Here is an 18,920-nt window from a genome sequence, read left to right on the forward strand (position 1 = left end):
GTTTTAATTTAGCTGTTCAAAATCTAAAAAAGAGATTCCTTTCCGATAGCTATCGGGATCGAAAAGTGAACATGGCTAAAGTAAAAACAACCTTTTTTTGTCAAAATTGTGGCAGTCAATATGCCAAATGGCAAGGACAATGTACGTCTTGTAAGGAATGGAACACCATTGCAGAAGAGGTCATCCAAAAACCCGAAAAGAGCGATTGGAAATTACCAACCTCAACAACTAAAAGGGTTTCAAAACCGTTATTGATAAATGAAATTGATACGTCCCAAGAGGCACGTCTAAATATGCAAGATGCAGAATTTAATCGTGTGTTAGGCGGTGGAATGGTTAATGGATCGTTGACGCTTTTGGGAGGAGAACCAGGCATTGGAAAAAGTACGCTTTTGCTTCAAATAGCCTTAAAACTGCAGTACAAAACACTCTATGTTTCAGGTGAAGAAAGTCAGAAACAAATTAAAATGCGTGCAGAACGCATTAATCCCACTAGCAGCAACTGTTATATTCTTACAGAAACCAAAACCCAGAATATTTTTAAGCAAATCGAGGCTTTAGAGCCAGATATTGTAGTTATCGATTCCATTCAAACCTTGCATAGTGATTATATAGAATCATCTGCTGGAAGCATTTCCCAAATAAAAGAATGCACCACAGAACTGATTAAATTCGCCAAAGAAACAGCTACACCGGTTTTATTAATTGGCCACATTACTAAAGATGGCAATATTGCAGGTCCAAAAATATTGGAACACATGGTGGATACGGTTCTTCAGTTTGAAGGCGACCGTAATCATGTATTCAGAATCCTCCGAGCTAACAAAAACAGATTCGGGTCAACTAACGAACTTGGGATTTACGAAATGCAAGGCTCTGGTTTACGGGAAGTTTCCAACCCATCAGAAATATTAATTTCAGAAAAAGATGGCGAATTATCCGGAAATGCCATTGCTGCAACCTTAGAAGGCTTACGACCTTTAATGATTGAAATACAGGCCTTGGTTAGCACAGCAGTTTATGGAACTCCACAGCGCTCCGCCACAGGTTTTAATGCGAAACGATTAAACATGTTATTGGCTGTTTTAGAAAAACGCGCAGGTTTCCGCTTGGGAGCAAAAGATGTCTTTTTAAACATTACAGGAGGTATCACAGTCGATGATCCTGCCATAGATTTGGCAGTTGTAGCTTCCATCCTATCCTCCAACGAAGATGTGGCGTTGCCAAGCGATTATTGTTTTGCAGCTGAAGTTGGTTTATCTGGTGAAATACGACCAGTACAACGTGTGGAACAACGTATTTTGGAAGCCGAAAAATTAGGGTTCTCCACTATTTTTGTATCTAAGTACAATAAAATTGCTTTGAAGAAAACGGTTATAAAGATTCAACTCATTTCTAAGATTGAAGATTTGGTTGGGTTTGTGGTTTAAGGATTCCGACAGAAGCATGAATCTTTTGACTAATTAGAACCATTATTATAACTTTCGATGGATATTATTTCCACAATTCTTGTTCTTTCCAACCTTCAGGAAAACCCATATGATATAAATCCACTTCAGGGTATTTATCAAAAAGATTTAAAAGTTGGTCTTTATATTTATGATAAGGGTTAATGAATTGCAAACAATATAGAATAGCACATAGTGAAGCATAAAATTTAAGGATTTTATCGTTTTTATCAACTTTCTCTACAGAATGTCCATCAGGATTATAATCATTTTCCCAGCGGTTTACCCATTTTCCTTTTGGAGATTTTAACCATTCTGGTTTTATTGTTAAAATTATATTCCATAATCTTCCGTGGTGAGCAGTAATATTTCTAATATAAATAAAACTTTCGAGCCATGAAACTAGGAGACTATGATGAATGCCTAAGCTCTTTGCTATTGGAATTAAATCCTTATTGTCTTGAACATTTTTAAGGATCGACAGGAGACTAGTAAATGTTAATAATTCAAATGCTTTCCATGAGGGAGGGAGAAATTGCTCATATTTTCTACGATATTTCAATATATATTCCTGTTTTGTTTCCTGAACATTTTTAGTAATTTTAGAAAGTAACTGAATAAAATTTGGATACTTTGAAAAAGCATTACTGTTTTCATACCAAAATCCAGATTTATATTTATGTGAAAAATGATAAATTATTTGGGTACGTATTGCAATTTCTATTTGTTCAATAGCTTGAAACGTTATTGTTCTGAGTTCACTATCAAATTGATATATTTTAAAAATTGTTTCAAAGCTAGAATTATCTTTAAAGATTTCATCTTCTTTAGGTTTTTTAAGCATAGGAAACCAATAGTTACTTAACCTATTGTAACTTATGTAAGTCAGTATATTCTCAGCTTTTTGCTTATTTGGAATTACCAAGCCTCTTTTTTCTAATAACTCGACTTGTTCGGAAAATGATTTAGGAAGTTTATTATAAATTATTTTAGACATATTATAAAAGCAAAAAACCCCCCAAAATTGCACATCGTTGAGAGGTCCGGGAGGTATTGATGTTACAAATATACTGAATTTTCATCACAAATGCACATAAGAGAACACAAACTCACTCAAACACACATAAAACAATAGGTTCATGTATGTTATATTGTTGATTTATCTGTAATAGACATCAAAGAATACTTTGATAATTACTATAAATCTGTGCCACACAAATTTCCTTTCCATTTTTCATAAAAACTAAATTAATTTTTCCCCAAAATTCTGTAATTTCGCACCTCGAAAAGAAAACAGACTAATGAGTACAAAGTTCCCTGAATACAAAGGACTTAACTTACCAAAAGTCGCCAATGAAATCGGCAGCTATTGGGAAGCTAATAATATCTTCGATAAAAGTGTCACTACGAGAGAAGGCAAACCATCTTTTGTCTTTTTTGAAGGACCACCTTCAGCAAATGGTTTACCAGGAGTACACCATGTTTTAGCACGTGCGATTAAAGATATTTTTCCACGTTACAAGACCATGAAAGGGTTTCAGGTGAAACGTAAAGCCGGTTGGGATACACACGGTTTACCAGTGGAACTTGGTGTAGAAAAGGAACTCGGAATTACTAAAGAAGATATTGGTAAAAAAATCTCAGTAGAAGACTATAACGAAGCCTGTAAAAAAGCTGTGATGCGTTATACCGATATCTGGAACGACCTCACACAAAAAATGGGCTATTGGGTAGACATGGACGATCCGTACATTACCTATAAATCCAAATACATGGAATCTGTATGGTGGTTGCTTAAACAGATTTATGACAAAAATTTAATATACAAAGGTTATACTATTCAGCCCTATTCGCCGAAAGCAGGAACGGGTTTAAGTTCACATGAACTAAATCAACCTGGAACGTATCAAGATGTAACTGATACTACTGTGGTGGCACAGTTTAAAAGCCTCTTATTCCCCAAAGGGGAAACTAAAAACGCAATAAGCAGGGCATTTAGTTTTACGTCCGAGTTAGAGGTCCTTCCCTTTGGGAAGGATTTAGGATGGGCTTTCTTTTTGGCTTGGACGACGACTCCTTGGACATTGCCGAGTAACACAGCTTTGACGGTTGGACCAAAGATTGACTATGTTTTAGTGGCAACCTACAATCAATATACATTTGAAAACATGTATGTTGTTTTGGCTAAAAATTTAGTTTCAAAGCAGTTTGACGGGAAGTTTAAAGCGGTTGAATCAAAAGATGAAATTTTAAATTATAAAAAAGGTGATAAAAAGATTCCATTTTTAATTATTGGCGACTGTAAAGGAAAAGATTTAGTAGACATCACCTACGAACAATTACTACCATATGCATTACCTAACGACAACCCTGAAAATGCATTCCGGGTCATCTCTGGTGATTTCGTAACGATAGAAGATGGAACGGGAATCGTACACACCGCACCAACTTTTGGAGCAGATGATGCCTTGGTAGCCAAACAAGCCACACCAGAAGTACCACCTCTTTTAGTAAAAGATAACACTGGAAATTTAGTGCCATTGGTAGATTTACAAGGGCGTTTTAGACCAGAATTGGAGGACGATATTTACGGTTTTGCAGGTGAATACGTAAAATCCGAATACTTAAATGATGACGAATTTGAAGTTGAACTAAACAAACAACAAGAGAACCTGAAAAGTGTGATCTCTAACTTAAAAACCTACCTAAGTGTTGATGAACGTTTAGCACTCAAATTAAAAAATGAAAACAAAGCTTTTAAGGTTGAAAAATACAAGCACAGTTATCCAAATTGCTGGAGAACCGATAAGCCAATTTTATATTACCCTTTAGATTCATGGTTCATTAAAATCACCGATGTAAAAGGGAGAATGCATGAGCTAAATACGACTATTAACTGGAAACCAAAATCAACTGGCGAAGGGCGTTTTGGAAATTGGCTAGCAAACGCCAACGATTGGAATTTATCACGATCCCGTTTTTGGGGCATTCCATTACCAATCTGGAGAACAGAGGATGGAAAAGAACAACTATGTATCGGTTCTATTGCCGAATTAAAAACAGAAATGGCAAAGTCTGTTAAAGCAGGCAAAATGTCTAAAGATATTTTTGCTGAGTTTGAAGTGGGCAACATGTCTGAAGACAACTACGAAACGGTGGATTTGCATAAAAATGTCGTTGATAAAATTATTTTGGTTTCAGAATCAGGAAAACCTATGAAACGCGAAAGTGATTTAATCGATGTTTGGTTCGATTCTGGTTCCATGCCTTATGCACAATGGCATTATCCATTCGAAAACAAGAATCTGATTGATGAAAAAGAGGCTTTTCCAGCCGATTTTATCGCAGAAGGTGTTGACCAAACCAGAGGTTGGTTTTATACCCTTCACGCTATTGGGACTATGGTTTTTGATTCAGTCGCTTATAAAAACGTGGTATCAAACGGACTGGTTTTAGATAAGAATGGTCAAAAAATGTCCAAACGTTTAGGCAATGCGGTGGACCCTTTTGAAACCTTATCGAAATACGGAGCAGATGCCACACGCTGGTATATGATAAGCAATGCGAATCCATGGGACAATTTAAAGTTTGATAGCGAAGGCATTGCTGAGGTCAGTCGTAAGTTTTTTGGTACGCTTTATAACACCTATTCATTTTTCACGCTTTATACCAATATTGATGGTTTCAGTTATAGTGAAGCCGATATTCCATTAGAAGAACGACCGGAAATTGACCGTTGGATTTTATCTGAATTAAACACCTTAATTCAAAAAGTGGATGATTATTATGCGGACTATGAACCAACAAAAGCAGCACGTGTCATTTCAGACTTTACACAAGATTATTTAAGTAACTGGTACGTGCGTTTAAGCAGGAGACGTTTCTGGAAAGGCGATTACCAAACCGATAAAATTTCAGCCTACCAAACACTTTACACGTGTATGGAAACCATTGCCAAGTTAGGCGCACCAATTGCACCTTTCTTTATGGACCGCTTGTATTTAGATTTGAATGCCGTCACTAAAAAAGAGAATTTTGAAAGTGTACATTTAGCAGATTTTCCAAAAGTAGATAAAAGTGCCATTGATAAAGTATTGGAACGAAAAATGGAAAATGCGCAAACAATATCTTCATTGGTTTTATCGTTGAGAGCTAAGGAAAAGATTAAAGTGCGCCAACCCTTGCAAAAAATCATGATTCCTGTTGATAATAAACAACAAAAGGAAGAAATTGAAGCGGTTTCAGATTTAATTAAACATGAAGTCAATATTAAAGAGATTGAACTTTTAGAAGATGCTTCAGACATATTAGTGAAACAAATAAAACCTAATTTCAAAGCATTGGGCCCACGTTTTGGGAAAGATATGAAGCTGATTGCCAATGCGATAATGAACTTTAACGCCAATGATATAAAAAATATTGAGCAAAATAGTAGTTTAAACATTGAAATTAACGGAAAAACCATTACATTAGGATTGGAAGATGTTGAGATTACGTCTCAAGATATTGAGGGTTGGCTTGTAGCGAATGAAGGCGCTTTAACCGTAGCTTTAGACGTTACCATCAACGAGGATTTACGTAAGGAAGGGATTGCAAGAGAGCTTGTAAATCGTATTCAAAACTTACGAAAAGATTCAGGATTTGAAGTGACGGACAGAATTGATGTTCAACTTCAAAAAGATGACCAAATTGTGGGTGCGATTGCTTCAAATGAAGCGTATATTAAATCTGAAACCTTAACCGAAAAATTAGAAATTAAAGATGCAATAGACAATGGTATAGAAATTGTATTCGATGATGTGAATACCAAATTATTTATTCAAAAAAATTAAAAATATGGCTACTGAAACCAACAACCGATACTCTGATAAAGATTTAGAAGAATTTAAAACTTTAGTACAAGAAAAAATTAAAAAAGCTGAACATGATTTAGAGCTTATTAGAAGTGCGTATATGAACGACCATGACAATGGCACCGAAGATACAGCACCAACGTTTAAGGCCTTTGATGAAGGCAGTGCTGTTATGAGCAAAGAGTCTAATTCAGCATTGGCTATTCGTCAGGAAAAGTTTATCCGCGACCTAAAAAACGCATTGATACGCATTGAAAATAAAACCTATGGTATTTGCCGTGTCACGGGGAAATTAATTGCTAAGGAACGCCTAAAATTAGTACCACATGCGACGTTGAGCATTGAAGCTAAGAATATGCAGTAACAAATTACTGCAAAAGCAGGAATCTCATCAATTTTAGCTTACATTTAAACAGAATAATCATCAAAGTAAAAAATAATGAATTTCTCACTTTGCATGACTAAAACGACCAGACCTTTCAGGTTTTCAAAACCTGAAAGGTTTTTTCTGTTATGAGCATTTCTGTTTTATTTCTTCCCTGGGTGTTCTCAAAACAAATTACAAAAACAATTATCTGCAGCGTATATTGAAACCATTTCAATCAACGGAAATCAAATTTTTGATATTTCGGTTTCGACTTCTAAAACAGACCAAATTAATGTGATCTCAACTTTAGATGGTGAATACCAAAATGATTTTCAAATTGCAATAAAAGAAGAAAATCAAACCCTCAAATTAAGTTTAGAGCATGTTTCGTTAACAGAAATCCCAGACGATAAGAGAAATACACACAAAGTTATTGCAGCAACTTTACATCTTGAAATCCCAGAACAACTCACGTTAAATATTCTCAGCGATATTGGTGCTGTAAATCTAAAAGGTAATTTCAAATCGCTTCATATTGAATTATTACAAGGACGATGCACTATTGAAGGCTAAGCAAAATCAGCAATCATACATACGTTGGATAGCGATATTAACATTGAAACTAAAAGCGCAACCATTGAAGCGAATTCTAATCATGGAAAGGTTACTATAGATACATTTTATAATAAAAATTCCATTTGGAAACTGACCTCTATAAATGGTAATATTACGGTTGTAAAGCCAAATTAATCGTCTATTTTTGTCCAAACCATTTAGATGTCCCTAAAAAAAGCAGCTATACTCATCATCATAATCCTACTGATAGATCAAATCAGTAAAATTTACATTAAAACCCATTTTCAATTAGGCGAAGATGTTACCGTATTTTCTTGGTTCCATATTGCATTTATTGAGAACGATGGCATGGCTTGGGGAACAAAACTGAGCGATTTTACAACGTTAATTTCCGATCGTTCTGCGAAACTTATTCTAACTTTATTCAGAATTATCGCCGTTACAGGTATTGCGTTTTGGCTTTTGGATGTTACAAAAAAGAAGAAATCGAAAACCCTCATTTTTGCCATTTCCATAATTTTCGCTGGTGCCTTGGGAAATATAATAGACTCTGTTTTTTATGGTATGTTGTTTAGTGATAGTCAAATGCAGGTCGCTATATTTTTACCTGAAGATGGTGGCTATGAAAGCGTATTTCATGGCAATGTTGTAGATATGCTGCACTTTCCGATTTGGCAAGGCGCACTACCAGAATGGTTACCCTTTTTTGGCGGCAAGTACTTTTCGTTTTTTGACCCTGTTTTTAATGTGGCTGATATGGCCATTAGTACAGGCATCGGAATTTTGATTGTGTTTAATAAAAAGGCTTTTCAAGAATCCTCTAAAACTCAAATACTTGATTCGGAGTCACACCATAATCCAACTTAATATCATTTTCTGAAGCTTCAAAAATGCTATCCTCAGGTTCAAAAAAAGATAAGCCTATTTTTAAAGTTTCAGGTTTGCAATTGGCTAAAAAGCGATCGTAAAAACCTTTGCCGTAGCCTACTCTATGACCTATTTTATCGAAAGCTAAAAGGGGAATAAAAACCACTTCTAACTGTGATGGATTAATTTCTATACCCTCAACAGGTTCGGGAATGTTATATCTATTTTTTTTGATGACCGTACTATCTGTTAACAGAAAATGTGTCATACTATAATCTTTAAAATTACTTTTGGAAATAACGATGTGTTTGTCTTTTCCTGCTAAAATATTGAGGATAAAATCCGTGTTGATTTCCTTTTGTTCTTCAATCGTTAAAAAAATATGATAAAAGGAATGGTTCCAAATGCCTAAGGTTAACAATTGATTCGCAATTTCGATACTGTAATCGTCAACTTCGTTTTCTGACAGTTGCTGTCTTAATGCTTTATACTTATATCTTAATGCTTTCTTTGTCACGAGGTCACTTTTGTTGATATATGAAAAATCGCATCACCTTGATAGATGATTGGCGATTCATTAATATTAAAGACATAACCATCATTTGGTGCTTTTACAAAGTGGTTGAAGCTACCATAAGGATCGGTAATGTTTCCAATATCATCGCCTTTTTTGACTTCAGCATTGATACTCACCGTTGCTTTAAACATTCCTGAAAATTTGGCTCTAATCCATTTGCTATCTTCAATGTAAATACAGGGTTTTTTGGGCTCTGAGACCTTAAATTTTCGGTTTAACATACCCAAGTGATGCAAAACGCGTTTGGTACCATTTACAGCAGTATTGGTAATGGTATTATCGATATGAAACGATTTTCCACCTTCAAACAAAAGAATAGGGATACTCAATTTATGGCAGGTATTTCTAAACGATTTTTTAAGATTTTTAGAGTAATAAATAAAAGGGGCACCAAAGATTTTGGCCAATTCGTCCAAGGTTTTCTCCTTTTTAATGATTCTAATTTGGGACGCATTAAATCGATCTGCTCCACCAGTATGAAAATCCAACACCAAATCGGCATGTGGTAATATTTCCGTAACCAATTTAAAAGCCACTCTACTTGCCAAAGAACCACCTCTTATTCCAGGAAATACACGATTGAGATCACGACCATCGGGAAACTCACGATCCAGATGAATAAACCCAAACACATTGATAACAGGTATACAGATTATAGTCCCTTTTTTTGGCTTGTTAATCCCTTTGGATATAATCTGACGAACAATTTCCACACCATTAACTTCATCACCATGAATACCAGCCGTAATTAAAATTGTTGGACCCGGTTTTTTAGAACGTTCTATAATCACAGGAACATCTATCGTATTCTGTGTATGCAATTTTGCCACATTAAAACTGACTTGGGCGCTTTCTCCCAATGCCACTTCTTTTCCCAATATATGAAGGAGGTCTTTTTCTTTCATTTCGTTCGCTTCATTTATTATTGAATCGCGTATACGGACAAATCGTGTGTACGGCCTAGTCGCGCCTTGTCCCTACGCGCGAAATTAATTTTTGCTACGTTCTATAAAAGTAATGATTGCCCTTGCAATATTCTTTTGCGTGGCATTTTCAATACCTTCCAGGCCAGGCGTAGAATTTACTTCCAACAATAATGGACCTCGTGAAGACTGCAGCATATCGACACCACAAACTGGCAATTTCAATACTTTTGCGGCTTTCATTGCCAACTTAAGTTCGTCGTGATCTAATTTAATAATATTAGCCGAACCACCACGATGTAAATTAGATCTAAACTCGCCTTCCTTACCTTGGCGTTTCATGGCACCAACTACTTGTCCATCTACCACTAAAGCTCTCAAATCCGCGCCTTTGGCTTCTTTTATAAATTCTTGTACAATGACTCTAGCTTGCAATCCATTAAACGCTTCCAAAACAGATTCCGCTGCATTTTTAGTTTCTGCCAAAACCACACCAAGGCCTTGAGTACCTTCCAACAATTTTATAATTACAGGTGTGCCACCAACATACTCAATCACTTCTTCTACGTCTCTAGAATAATTGGTAAATACGGTTTTTGGCATGCCAATTCCGGCTTTGCTTAAGCGTTGTAAGCTTCTCAACTTATCACGAGATCGGGTTATGGCATCTGATGGTGCAATAGTAAACACGCCCATTTCTTCAAACTGTCGTACTACAGCGCAACCATAAAAGGTGATGGATGCTCCGATCCTAGGAATGACGGCATCAACGTAATCGAGATAACGATCTTTATAATATATGGTTGGTTTTTCCTTTTCAATGATAATATCACATTTTAAAGGATCAATGATTTCAACGGAATGCCCTCTGTTTTCACCTTCTTCAACAAGTCGTCTTGTAGAATAGAGTTCAGGGTTTCGTGAAAGGATGACTATGTTCATTTAGTTATGGTTTGTTTAAAGGATTGATTTTCTAAATCGACATCGACCAAAAATTTCAATTTTAAGAATTGGCGACCGATCAATACTGGGAACTTCATGTCGTCCCTAGTGCTTAAAGTTAAGTTAATCTTATACGTTTTTCCAAAGAATACAACGGTTGTTTTAATTTTATAGCGGTTTTCCTTATGCCCATTACTGCTTTTTACATCGGTATGGGTATAAGTGTCAAAAACCACTTCGTCACTTTTAAAATTAGGATGCCCTTTGCTCTCAAAAACACAATAGAGCTTACCGTCTTCAACTCTAATATTTGAACAATGTATAGCTGAAGTATAAGCACCTGTATCGATTTTAACGTCGATATTGTTAAGTTGTAAATCGGGAAAATTGACTTTATCAACACGTCCCAAGATTTTTTTTGTCATAAATTGAATATATAAAAAAGAGGCGCAAGATAACGATAACTTTAAGTACTTGTAACTCTAAACTTATAACTTTTATTTACCTTTGATTATATGCCAGAATCGACTTTAGAAATTCAAATAAAAACCTTGCCACACCAACCAGGTGTTTATCAATATTTTGATGCAGATGAGCGTTTAATCTATGTTGGCAAAGCTAAAGATATAAAAAAACGGGTTAGCAGTTATTTCACCAAGCATCACGATTATGGTAAAACACGGGTATTGGTAAAAAATATTGCATCGGTAAAACATATTGTCGTCGAAACCGAAAATGATGCTTTATTACTTGAGAATAATCTCATTAAAAAATACAAGCCCAAATACAATGTTTTATTAAAAGATGATAAATCCTATCCTTGGATTTGCATTAAAAAGGAACGTTTTCCAAGAGTATTCCCAACACGACGTGTTATTAAAGATGGCTCAGAGTATTTTGGGCCATACACTAGTATGAAAACCGTAAAAACACTTTTAGGTTTAATAAAAGGCTTATATCAACTACGGACTTGTAATTACGATCTGTCTGAAGCTAAAATTGAAGCGGGAAAATATAAAGTCTGTCTGGAATATCACTTAGGAAATTGCAAAGGCCCTTGTGAAGGTTATGAAACCGAAGAAGAATATCATAGTAACATTACTGCGATTAGGGAAATCCTAAAAGGTAATTTTAAGGATTCCTTACAGCAATTCAAAATTCAAATGAGGCATCACGCAGAAGCGATGCAATTTGAAGATGCCCAAAAAATAAAGGAAAAACTTGAAGTTTTAGAAAATTACCAAGCCAAGTCCACCATTGTTAATCCTAAAATAAGCAATGTCGATGTGTTTTCTATTGTGAGTGATGAAACCTATGCCTATATCAATTTTCTACAGTTAAGTTATGGTTCGATAATTAGGTCTCACACCCTAGAATTAAAAAAGAAATTACAAGAAACAGATACCGAATTATTAGAATTGGCCATTACGGAAATCCGGCAACGCTTTAATTCAACTTCAAAAGAAATCTATGTGCCTTTTAAAGTAAATTTGGGAGATGATATAAAAGTAACCATACCGAAACTTGGCGATAAAAAAAGTATCCTAGATTTATCCACCAGAAATGCCAAGTATTTTAGAATGGATAAGCTAAAACAGATAAAAATTGTAGATCCAGATCGCCATGCCAATAGAATTATGGCACAGATGAAAACCGATCTGCGTTTGTCTGAAGAACCAAGGCATATCGAATGTTTCGATAATTCCAATATTCAAGGGACAAATCCTGTGGCTGCTTGTGTGGTGTTTAAAAATGGAAAGCCAAGCAAAAAAGATTACCGTCATTTTAATATTAAAACCGTTGAAGGCGCAGACGATTTCGCGTCTATGGAAGAAGTGGTTTATAGACGTTACAAACGCTTAAAGGAAGAAGACGAACCTTTACCACAACTTATCATCATCGATGGAGGAAAAGGGCAACTATCTTCAGCACTAAAAAGTTTGGATATCTTAGGATTACGAGGAAAAATTGCAATCATCGGAATTGCGAAGCGTTTAGAAGAATTATTTTATCCAGATGATCCAATTCCTTTATATTTAGATAAAAAAAGCGAAACCCTTAAAATTATTCAGCAATTACGAAACGAAGCCCATCGCTTTGGTATCGAACATCATAGGAACAAACGAAGCAAAAGTGCGTTGACTACTGAGCTGGAAAACATTCCTGGTGTTGGAGAACAAACCATAGTAGATTTAATGAAACAATTCAAGACGGTAAAGCGCATTGCTAATGCCAAGTTAGATGAACTTGAAGCCGTTATTGGTGTTTCTAGGGCAAACAAAGTATATAACTATTATCATAAAGAATAAATTACACTTTACTGTCAGGTTTATGGTGGCTGAGCGAAGTCGAAGGCAAAGCCTGAAAGGTATTGTATAGAGCATGAAAACAAAACAGATTATATTAATATTATTCCTCATTAGCCTTTTACCATTAAAGGCTCAGGACTCCACAGCTCACAAGCCACCAAAAGTAGGTTTAGTGCTGAGCGGTGGAGGTGCTAAAGGTTTTGCTCATATTGGCGTCTTAAAGGTCATTGATAGCTTGGGTATAAAAATAGATTATGTGGCTGGTACAAGTATGGGAGCGATTATTGGGTCGTTGTATGCCTCAGGATATTCCGGCAAACAATTAGAAGCCATGTTTGAAAATCTAGATTTTGATGCTTTAATAAATGATAACTTCCCCAGACAATCCAAATCATTTTACGAGCGTGAAAATTCCGAAAAGTACGCCGTAGTTTTACCTTTCGATAGATTTAAAATCAGTTTACCTTCGGCTTTATCACGTGGTCAAAACGTTTATAATTTGTTGTATCAATTGATGGTTCCCGTTAATGATATCAGGGATTTTAACGAACTTCCTATTCCGTTTTTTTGTATCGCTACCAATATAGAAACTGGCGAATCCCTGCTTATTGAAGAGGGTAAATTAGCCGAAGCGGTTACGGCAAGCGGTGCGTTACCGTCATTGTTTCAACCTGTAGTTATTGACGATAATATTTTTATTGATGGCGGAGTAACCAACAACTTTCCTGTTGAAGAATTACGTGCCAAAGGCATGGATATTATTATCGGTGTCGATGTCCAAGATGCGCTAAGAGACCGTAAATCCTTGAAATCTGCGCCAGACATTCTGTTACAGATTAATAATTTTCGGACTATAAATGCCATGAAAAGTAAAGCCGAATTAACCGATATTTATATAAAACCAGATATTACCAATTTTTCTGTAATCTCATTTGATGAAGGTGAGAATATCATAGCCAATGGCGAAGCAGCAGCCAGAACTCAACTAAATAAATTGAAAGCTGTAAAACAGCAGCAACCAAATTTTGTTGAGCGACCGCAGGTTAAAGTTATAGATAGTCTTAAAATTAACCAAGTAAATATAGAAGGAAATGAGCGTTACACCAGATCCTATCTTATTGGAAAGCTCAAGTTAAAAGGAGAGGATAAAATAAGCTATTCAGATTTTAGACAAGGGATAAACAACCTTATTGCAACCAATAATTTTGACACCTTTAGATACCAATTGGAAGCCACGGAAAATGAAGGCGAATATAATTTATTGGGTCGTATAATTGAATCAGAAACCAGTACGTTTTTAAGACTTGGTCTTCATTACGATGGCCTCTATAAAAGTGCCATACTCGCTAATCTTACCAAAAAGAAACTCTTATTTAGTAATGATATTGCTTCGTTAGATGTTATTCTGGGTGATAATACCAGATATAATTTCGATTATTTTATTGATAAAGGATTTTACATTAGTATTGGTGTAAAATCGCGCTATAATCATTTTAATAAAAACGTGAGTGCTTTATTAGCCGTAGAGGAAGATTCGCCCTTGTTATCAGGTTTAAATAAAATTGATGCTAATATTTCAGATTTTACAAATCAAGTGTATTTACAGACTATTTTTAGAAAGGATTTTGCCTTGCGGATTGGTGCTGAACATAAACATCTTAAAATAACTTCAGAAACTATTACTGACAATGACCAAGAAGATGATATCATTCTTGAAAATACAGTTTACCTGAGCCTGTTTGGTAATTTAAAATTCGATGATTACGACAATTCCTATTTTCCCAAAAACGGATTTTACTTTAATGGCGATTTTCATTTGTATCTGAACGCTTCAGGTTTCAACGAAGATTTCAAAGAATTTTCAATAGCCAAAGCAGATCTTGGCTACGCCTTTAGTTTTAGTGATAAATTGGCTTTAAAAATAGAAGCTAATGGTGGCTTTAAAATAGGAGATAAATCTACAAATGCATTAGGGTTTGCCATAGGAGGCTATGGCGCTAATTTTATTAATAGTTTCTATTCGTTTTACGGTTATGACTATTTAGCCTTAACGGGAGATAGTTTTGTGAAAACAACCTTTACTTTAGACTATGAGATTTTTAAAAAACATCACATTTTATTAGCGGCAAACATTGCTAATATAGACGATGGCCTTTTTGAAACTGGTCAATTTTTCTCATCACCAAACTACAGTGGTTATGCTGTTGGCTATTCGTTAGAAACTTTTTTAGGACCTTTAGAAGGAAAATACACCTATTCACCAGAGACTGGTAATAGTTATTGGTTTTTTAATCTTGGATTTTGGTTTTGATCGTGCTTTTTTTTTGTGTGGTCATTTTGAACTTTCTAGTGCTGAACGCGTTTCAGTTTACAGTATTTTACAACGGCTTCACTACCTTTTAAAAAACAGCCCTTTACCTTTAAAAATATAATTATTCACCAAATTGTCCATAAAAACGGAAAGCATTAAATCGCTACTGTTAAACGTGTTGGTAATACCATCATCTAAAGGTCCACAACCTCTTAGATAATCCGTGTAATCCATATAAGTGTTTTCAATAATTTTAATATTTGAAAATAATTTTCTGTTTAGATTTAGTGAATTCAGTTTTAAATTCGTGAGATTTAAATCAGAAAACAGGAAAGATTCATTTTTTTCAAAAGTGTATTTTACTAAATCCTGCTTAGGTTTGAACGCAATATTCGATTCTAATTTTGTATAAGATAAAGAATAATTCATTTCGTCTAAATTTTGAGAATAAGTAACCGAAATTGAGGTCATAACGCAAATAAAACATATGATTAATTTCATAACTAATCTTTTTTAAAATGAATTTGATTTACTTTCGAATAATCTGAGACACCTTTTATTGACTATATATCCATAGTTCGCAACAATATACATAAAAATTTGATTATGATTCGTATTTGGTGTAATTTTACATCAAAAAAATAATATTATGGCTAGACAAAGTATATCATTCACAAAACCAAATGATGAATGGCTGAAAAATCAAGTTGACAATAAAGAATATTCAAGTAAAAGTGAATTAGTCAACGATTTAATTAGACAAGCAAGAGGTCAACAAGTTCAAATTGATTGGATTAGATCTAAGCTTGAAAGAGCTGAAAATAGCGGATTTACTTCTGATAGTAAAGCGCAAATCCTTAAAAAATCTAAGGACCTACTCAATGACGGAATTTAGAATAAGTAATACTGCGAGAGAGGACTTAATTCGAATTCATCATTACGGAGTTAAAAAATTTGGAATTACTCAAGCGGATAAATACTTTGATTCTTTTTTTAAGTATTTTGAGATAATTGCTCAAAGACCATTTTCATTTGAATCGGTTGATTTTATAAAAAAAGGATATAGACGTTGCGTCTGCGGATCTGATAGTATTTTCTTCAAAGTAAACGAAGATGTTGTTGAGATAATGACTATTATTGGTAGACAAGATTTAGATAGTATCGTATAAAAATACAGTTGCCAACAAAGTACTGTGTTAAAAACAAGGAAAATTCAGTAGAAGTTCTCGTGTTTTTTATTACGTTTTAGAAACAATTATGGCAGAAAAGAGCCAAACTTTTGATTTAGCCCTAAACTGCTATTTTTTTAGCCATTATGATATTTCAAAAGTAATTATTTCAAGTTTCCTCAATATAGTAACTATTAAAACTAATATCGCACATATATGATAAAGAAAAATTGAAAATTTCCTTTTAGGAAAATCATATACTTTGTGTTTTAAAAATGTGGGGTTAAATAAAAGTTTAATTACTTTAAGTAATTCTAGAATTATTACAATAGCTATAATTAGGACAAAAAAATATGTGCTAAAATTTTTCATTTAGATAATTTTAAAAGCAATCTGCTACTATTTCATAAGCAATTCTTGCAAAACTCTTTTTTAAACATTAGAAGTTTGTCAAATATATTATATTACAAGTGATAACTTATTCCACATGGAAAGCATTTATTTTCAATTTTTAAATCTAAATCTTTTATTGATTGAATGAAACAAATGATTTATGTCTCTTGAACAAGCGGATAGACTAAGCACAACTCTTCCTTATTTGAAAATTAGCAGGCTGCTAAACTGTCTTTTTCGACTAAAAATTAAGATAGCAGAAAAGAACTAAACTTTTGATTTAACTCTTAACTGCTATTTTTTATAGTAAAACTTTGTAACTTAAAGTTTTTAATCTTTCTTTTTCCTTTTTTTTCCAATAAAAACGAAAAACAGCATTATTAATGTTGGGATTATTGCTTGCACTAACGAGTACTTTATGTTCCAACTTTTTGTATAACCTTCTGACTCCATCATTGCATTAACTGTGAAAAATGCCGCAGTCGATATGAGGTAAATAATGAAGACGATAATTAATATAAATATTGGTTTTTGATAAAACTTTTTTTCCATAATATTAATCTTGGCAAGCATAATGGGTCTGTGATGCAGTTACTGATGCAGCCGCTGCTGCAATTGCTACAGCTGCAGCCATAGCACCTGGATTTAATGTTCCAGCAATCCAACCACCAATACCTGCGGAAAGCACAGCGGTTGCAGCACCCGTTCCATCAGCACCTATAATTGCTTTTGTGCAAGGTGTGACTCCATTAATATAAACTTGCATATTCAAAATAGTTGCATTTCCTATGCCAGAACCACCAAATTCAGTGGATTTCCAAAAATAGCTTGATTGCTCCAATACTTCCAAATATGCTAAGACAGAATTTAAGTCGGATTTGGTTAGGCTGTTTGAAGCATTTATCTTTAGAGCTATAAGAGCATTTGAAAAATCAGATTGGTATTGTAAATTATTTAGACTGCTGTATGCAGAATCTACAATATCTTTAGCAGTCTGAGTTTCTAAATTTTGCTTTAGATAATCTAAATCAGTTAAACTGTTTTCACCCCCTTCTATCTGATTCTCGAAAACAAAATTAATGATGTCTTCCTTTTCTTCGATGGTTAATTCAGGAATGTCAATTGCCATTAAATTACTTTTTAAATCAGCAATAGGCGTAGTAGAATTATAATCGAAATTTTCATAAGCATCTTCTAAATGTTTATTATGCATCACCCCTATATAATCAATATTCTTTTGAGAAAAGGTAAAATTGCTAGACCTTTTTAAAACGGTTGTCTCATTTAATATTGAGTTGGAGGTTGTTTCTGATAGTATATTATCAGTCGAACAACTATAAGTAAGCATTGTCAATGAAAACACTATAATAAATTTCTATAGGATACTACATTTCTTCATAATTTTAAGATTTTAAACCCATCATTTTTTTAAGATAGGTTGATTAATAAATAAATTCACCCTAAATAAATAGGGAACAGAAGTCATTTATTATCTCATATAAGGGTATGAGAAGTAGAAGTCTTTTGGTAAGAAGTCTTTTAAATTTGCGCTATCAATAAAATTCTTAAGGGATAAAAATAAAAAAACTTGCGCAAGCTATATGTTTAAACATTTTTGTTGTCCACATTCTTCTGAGTGACTTCTATTTCTCTCAAAATTATGTTTCCAACACTATAAATCTAGAGAAAAAAAAACTCTACTACCAAAGAAAAGATGAAAATTGTGTAAAACAGCTGATATTTACGGTTTTTCCACAGCGTTGCTGTGGAAAAACCGTAAACAAATTAAAACCAAAAGAAATTTTGACAATTTTTGGTTTGGACATTAGCACTAAATTTTTAGTGTAATGTTACTGTCTAAAGTGTAATGTTACTGTCTAATAAAATATCCTAATCAATTGATAAAAATTCACTTTGGTGTAAAACCTTATTCATAATTTTTAAAATTTCATTCATAATCTACTGAATCATACTTTAACATTAATTGCTACAAATAAGAGCAACATAAACTACATATAGTAGCTAATTTTACAATCTGCATTTAGAAGTAATTTCAAGTATATAAAGAAGAGATTTTTTCAATCTGTTTACATCTGTTTTCAGTTAGTTAGAATTTAGTCTATGTTCTCTGCCTCGCCGTCAGGCAGGTTGGTTCTAAAAGCGAAGCGGTCTTTTATCATTTATC

Annotated in this window: 17 protein-coding genes; 10 read left to right on the top strand and 7 right to left on the bottom strand. The window is 34.1% G+C overall.

All coding sequences use genetic code 11. From position 1 onward, the window contains the following. The first annotated feature begins 71 nt into the window (after positions 1-71). On the top strand, positions 72-1,430 hold the full coding sequence (gene radA, locus HM990_RS17580; protein ID WP_178990894.1) for a DNA repair protein RadA: 1,359 nt from the start codon (positions 72-74) through the stop codon (positions 1,428-1,430). Between the two features lie 64 nt (positions 1,431-1,494). On the opposite strand, the gene HM990_RS17585 is transcribed toward radA, so the two are convergent. Then, positions 1,495-2,445, bottom strand: a complete 951-nt coding sequence (locus HM990_RS17585; protein WP_178990896.1) for an Abi family protein — start codon at positions 2,443-2,445, stop codon at positions 1,495-1,497. A 304-nt stretch (positions 2,446-2,749) separates the two neighbouring features. Between HM990_RS17585 and ileS the strand changes: the two genes are divergently transcribed. The 5 genes from ileS to HM990_RS17610 all read left to right on the top strand — a co-directional run bounded on the left by ileS (position 2,750) and on the right by HM990_RS17610 (position 8,111). Continuing rightward, a complete protein-coding gene (gene ileS, locus HM990_RS17590) occupies positions 2,750-6,280 on the top strand; it encodes an isoleucine--tRNA ligase (protein ID WP_178990898.1) in 3,531 nt (1,176 codons plus the stop codon). Between the two features lie 4 nt (positions 6,281-6,284). Then, a complete protein-coding gene (locus HM990_RS17595; RefSeq protein ID WP_178990901.1) occupies positions 6,285-6,665 on the top strand; it encodes a TraR/DksA family transcriptional regulator in 381 nt (126 codons plus the stop codon). 297 nt (positions 6,666-6,962) lie between these two features. Further along, the gene (locus HM990_RS17600; RefSeq protein ID WP_178990903.1) at positions 6,963-7,241 is read left to right on the top strand and encodes a hypothetical protein; all 279 of its coding nucleotides are present in this window, start codon (positions 6,963-6,965) and stop codon (positions 7,239-7,241) included. Positions 7,242-7,265: 24 nt separating this feature from the next. Beyond that, complete coding sequence (locus HM990_RS17605) at positions 7,266-7,418, top strand: hypothetical protein (protein WP_178990905.1); 153 nt, start codon at positions 7,266-7,268, stop codon at positions 7,416-7,418. 27 nt (positions 7,419-7,445) lie between these two features. Next, a complete protein-coding gene (locus HM990_RS17610; RefSeq protein ID WP_178990907.1) occupies positions 7,446-8,111 on the top strand; it encodes a lipoprotein signal peptidase in 666 nt (221 codons plus the stop codon). On the opposite strand, the gene HM990_RS17615 is transcribed toward HM990_RS17610, so the two are convergent. The 4 genes from HM990_RS17615 to HM990_RS17630 form a co-directional block, all read right to left on the bottom strand. Further along, positions 8,065-8,628 (bottom strand): 5-formyltetrahydrofolate cyclo-ligase, encoded by a 564-nt coding sequence (locus tag HM990_RS17615; protein WP_178990909.1) that lies wholly within the window; start codon positions 8,626-8,628, stop codon positions 8,065-8,067. The genes HM990_RS17610 and HM990_RS17615 overlap by 47 nt on opposite strands. After that, on the bottom strand, positions 8,625-9,593 hold the full coding sequence (locus HM990_RS17620; RefSeq protein WP_178990911.1) for a succinylglutamate desuccinylase/aspartoacylase family protein: 969 nt from the start codon (positions 9,591-9,593) through the stop codon (positions 8,625-8,627). Before HM990_RS17620 ends, HM990_RS17615 begins: the two co-directional genes overlap by 4 nt. Before the next feature lie 84 nt (positions 9,594-9,677). Further along, positions 9,678-10,553: a 30S ribosomal protein S6--L-glutamate ligase gene (rimK, locus tag HM990_RS17625; protein ID WP_178990913.1), complete on the bottom strand. Its 876-nt coding sequence runs from the start codon at positions 10,551-10,553 to the stop codon at positions 9,678-9,680. Then, positions 10,550-10,978: an ATP-dependent zinc protease family protein gene (locus HM990_RS17630; protein WP_178990915.1), complete on the bottom strand. Its 429-nt coding sequence runs from the start codon at positions 10,976-10,978 to the stop codon at positions 10,550-10,552. Before HM990_RS17630 ends, rimK begins: the two co-directional genes overlap by 4 nt. 90 nt (positions 10,979-11,068) lie before the next feature. Here HM990_RS17630 and uvrC point away from each other — a divergent pair, with 90 nt between their 5' ends. Then, complete coding sequence (gene uvrC, locus HM990_RS17635) at positions 11,069-12,862, top strand: excinuclease ABC subunit UvrC (RefSeq protein WP_178990917.1); 1,794 nt, start codon at positions 11,069-11,071, stop codon at positions 12,860-12,862. A gap of 73 nt (positions 12,863-12,935) precedes the next feature. After that, positions 12,936-15,173: a patatin-like phospholipase family protein gene (locus tag HM990_RS17640; RefSeq protein ID WP_178990920.1), complete on the top strand. Its 2,238-nt coding sequence runs from the start codon at positions 12,936-12,938 to the stop codon at positions 15,171-15,173. Between the two features lie 81 nt (positions 15,174-15,254). Here HM990_RS17640 and HM990_RS17645 read toward each other — a convergent pair whose 3' ends face one another. Next, the gene (locus HM990_RS17645) at positions 15,255-15,674 is read right to left on the bottom strand and encodes a hypothetical protein (RefSeq protein ID WP_178990922.1); all 420 of its coding nucleotides are present in this window, start codon (positions 15,672-15,674) and stop codon (positions 15,255-15,257) included. 148 nt (positions 15,675-15,822) lie between these two features. Here HM990_RS17645 and HM990_RS17650 point away from each other — a divergent pair, with 148 nt between their 5' ends. Both HM990_RS17650 and HM990_RS17655 read left to right on the top strand, forming a co-directional pair. After that, complete coding sequence (locus HM990_RS17650) at positions 15,823-16,068, top strand: ribbon-helix-helix domain-containing protein (RefSeq protein WP_178990924.1); 246 nt, start codon at positions 15,823-15,825, stop codon at positions 16,066-16,068. Next, on the top strand, positions 16,055-16,342 hold the full coding sequence (locus HM990_RS17655; RefSeq protein ID WP_178990926.1) for a type II toxin-antitoxin system RelE/ParE family toxin: 288 nt from the start codon (positions 16,055-16,057) through the stop codon (positions 16,340-16,342). The genes HM990_RS17650 and HM990_RS17655 overlap by 14 nt, the downstream gene beginning before the upstream one ends. Positions 16,343-17,291: 949 nt before the next feature. On the opposite strand, the gene HM990_RS17660 is transcribed toward HM990_RS17655, so the two are convergent. Beyond that, positions 17,292-17,948 carry a hypothetical protein gene (locus HM990_RS17660; protein ID WP_178990928.1) on the bottom strand — a complete coding sequence of 219 codons (657 nt, stop codon included), beginning with the start codon at positions 17,946-17,948 and terminating at the stop codon, positions 17,292-17,294. Positions 17,949-18,920: the final 972 nt, after the last annotated feature.

Origin of the sequence: Winogradskyella schleiferi (assembly GCF_013394655.1) — a bacterium.
Lineage (GTDB): Bacteria > Bacteroidota > Bacteroidia > Flavobacteriales > Flavobacteriaceae > Winogradskyella > Winogradskyella schleiferi.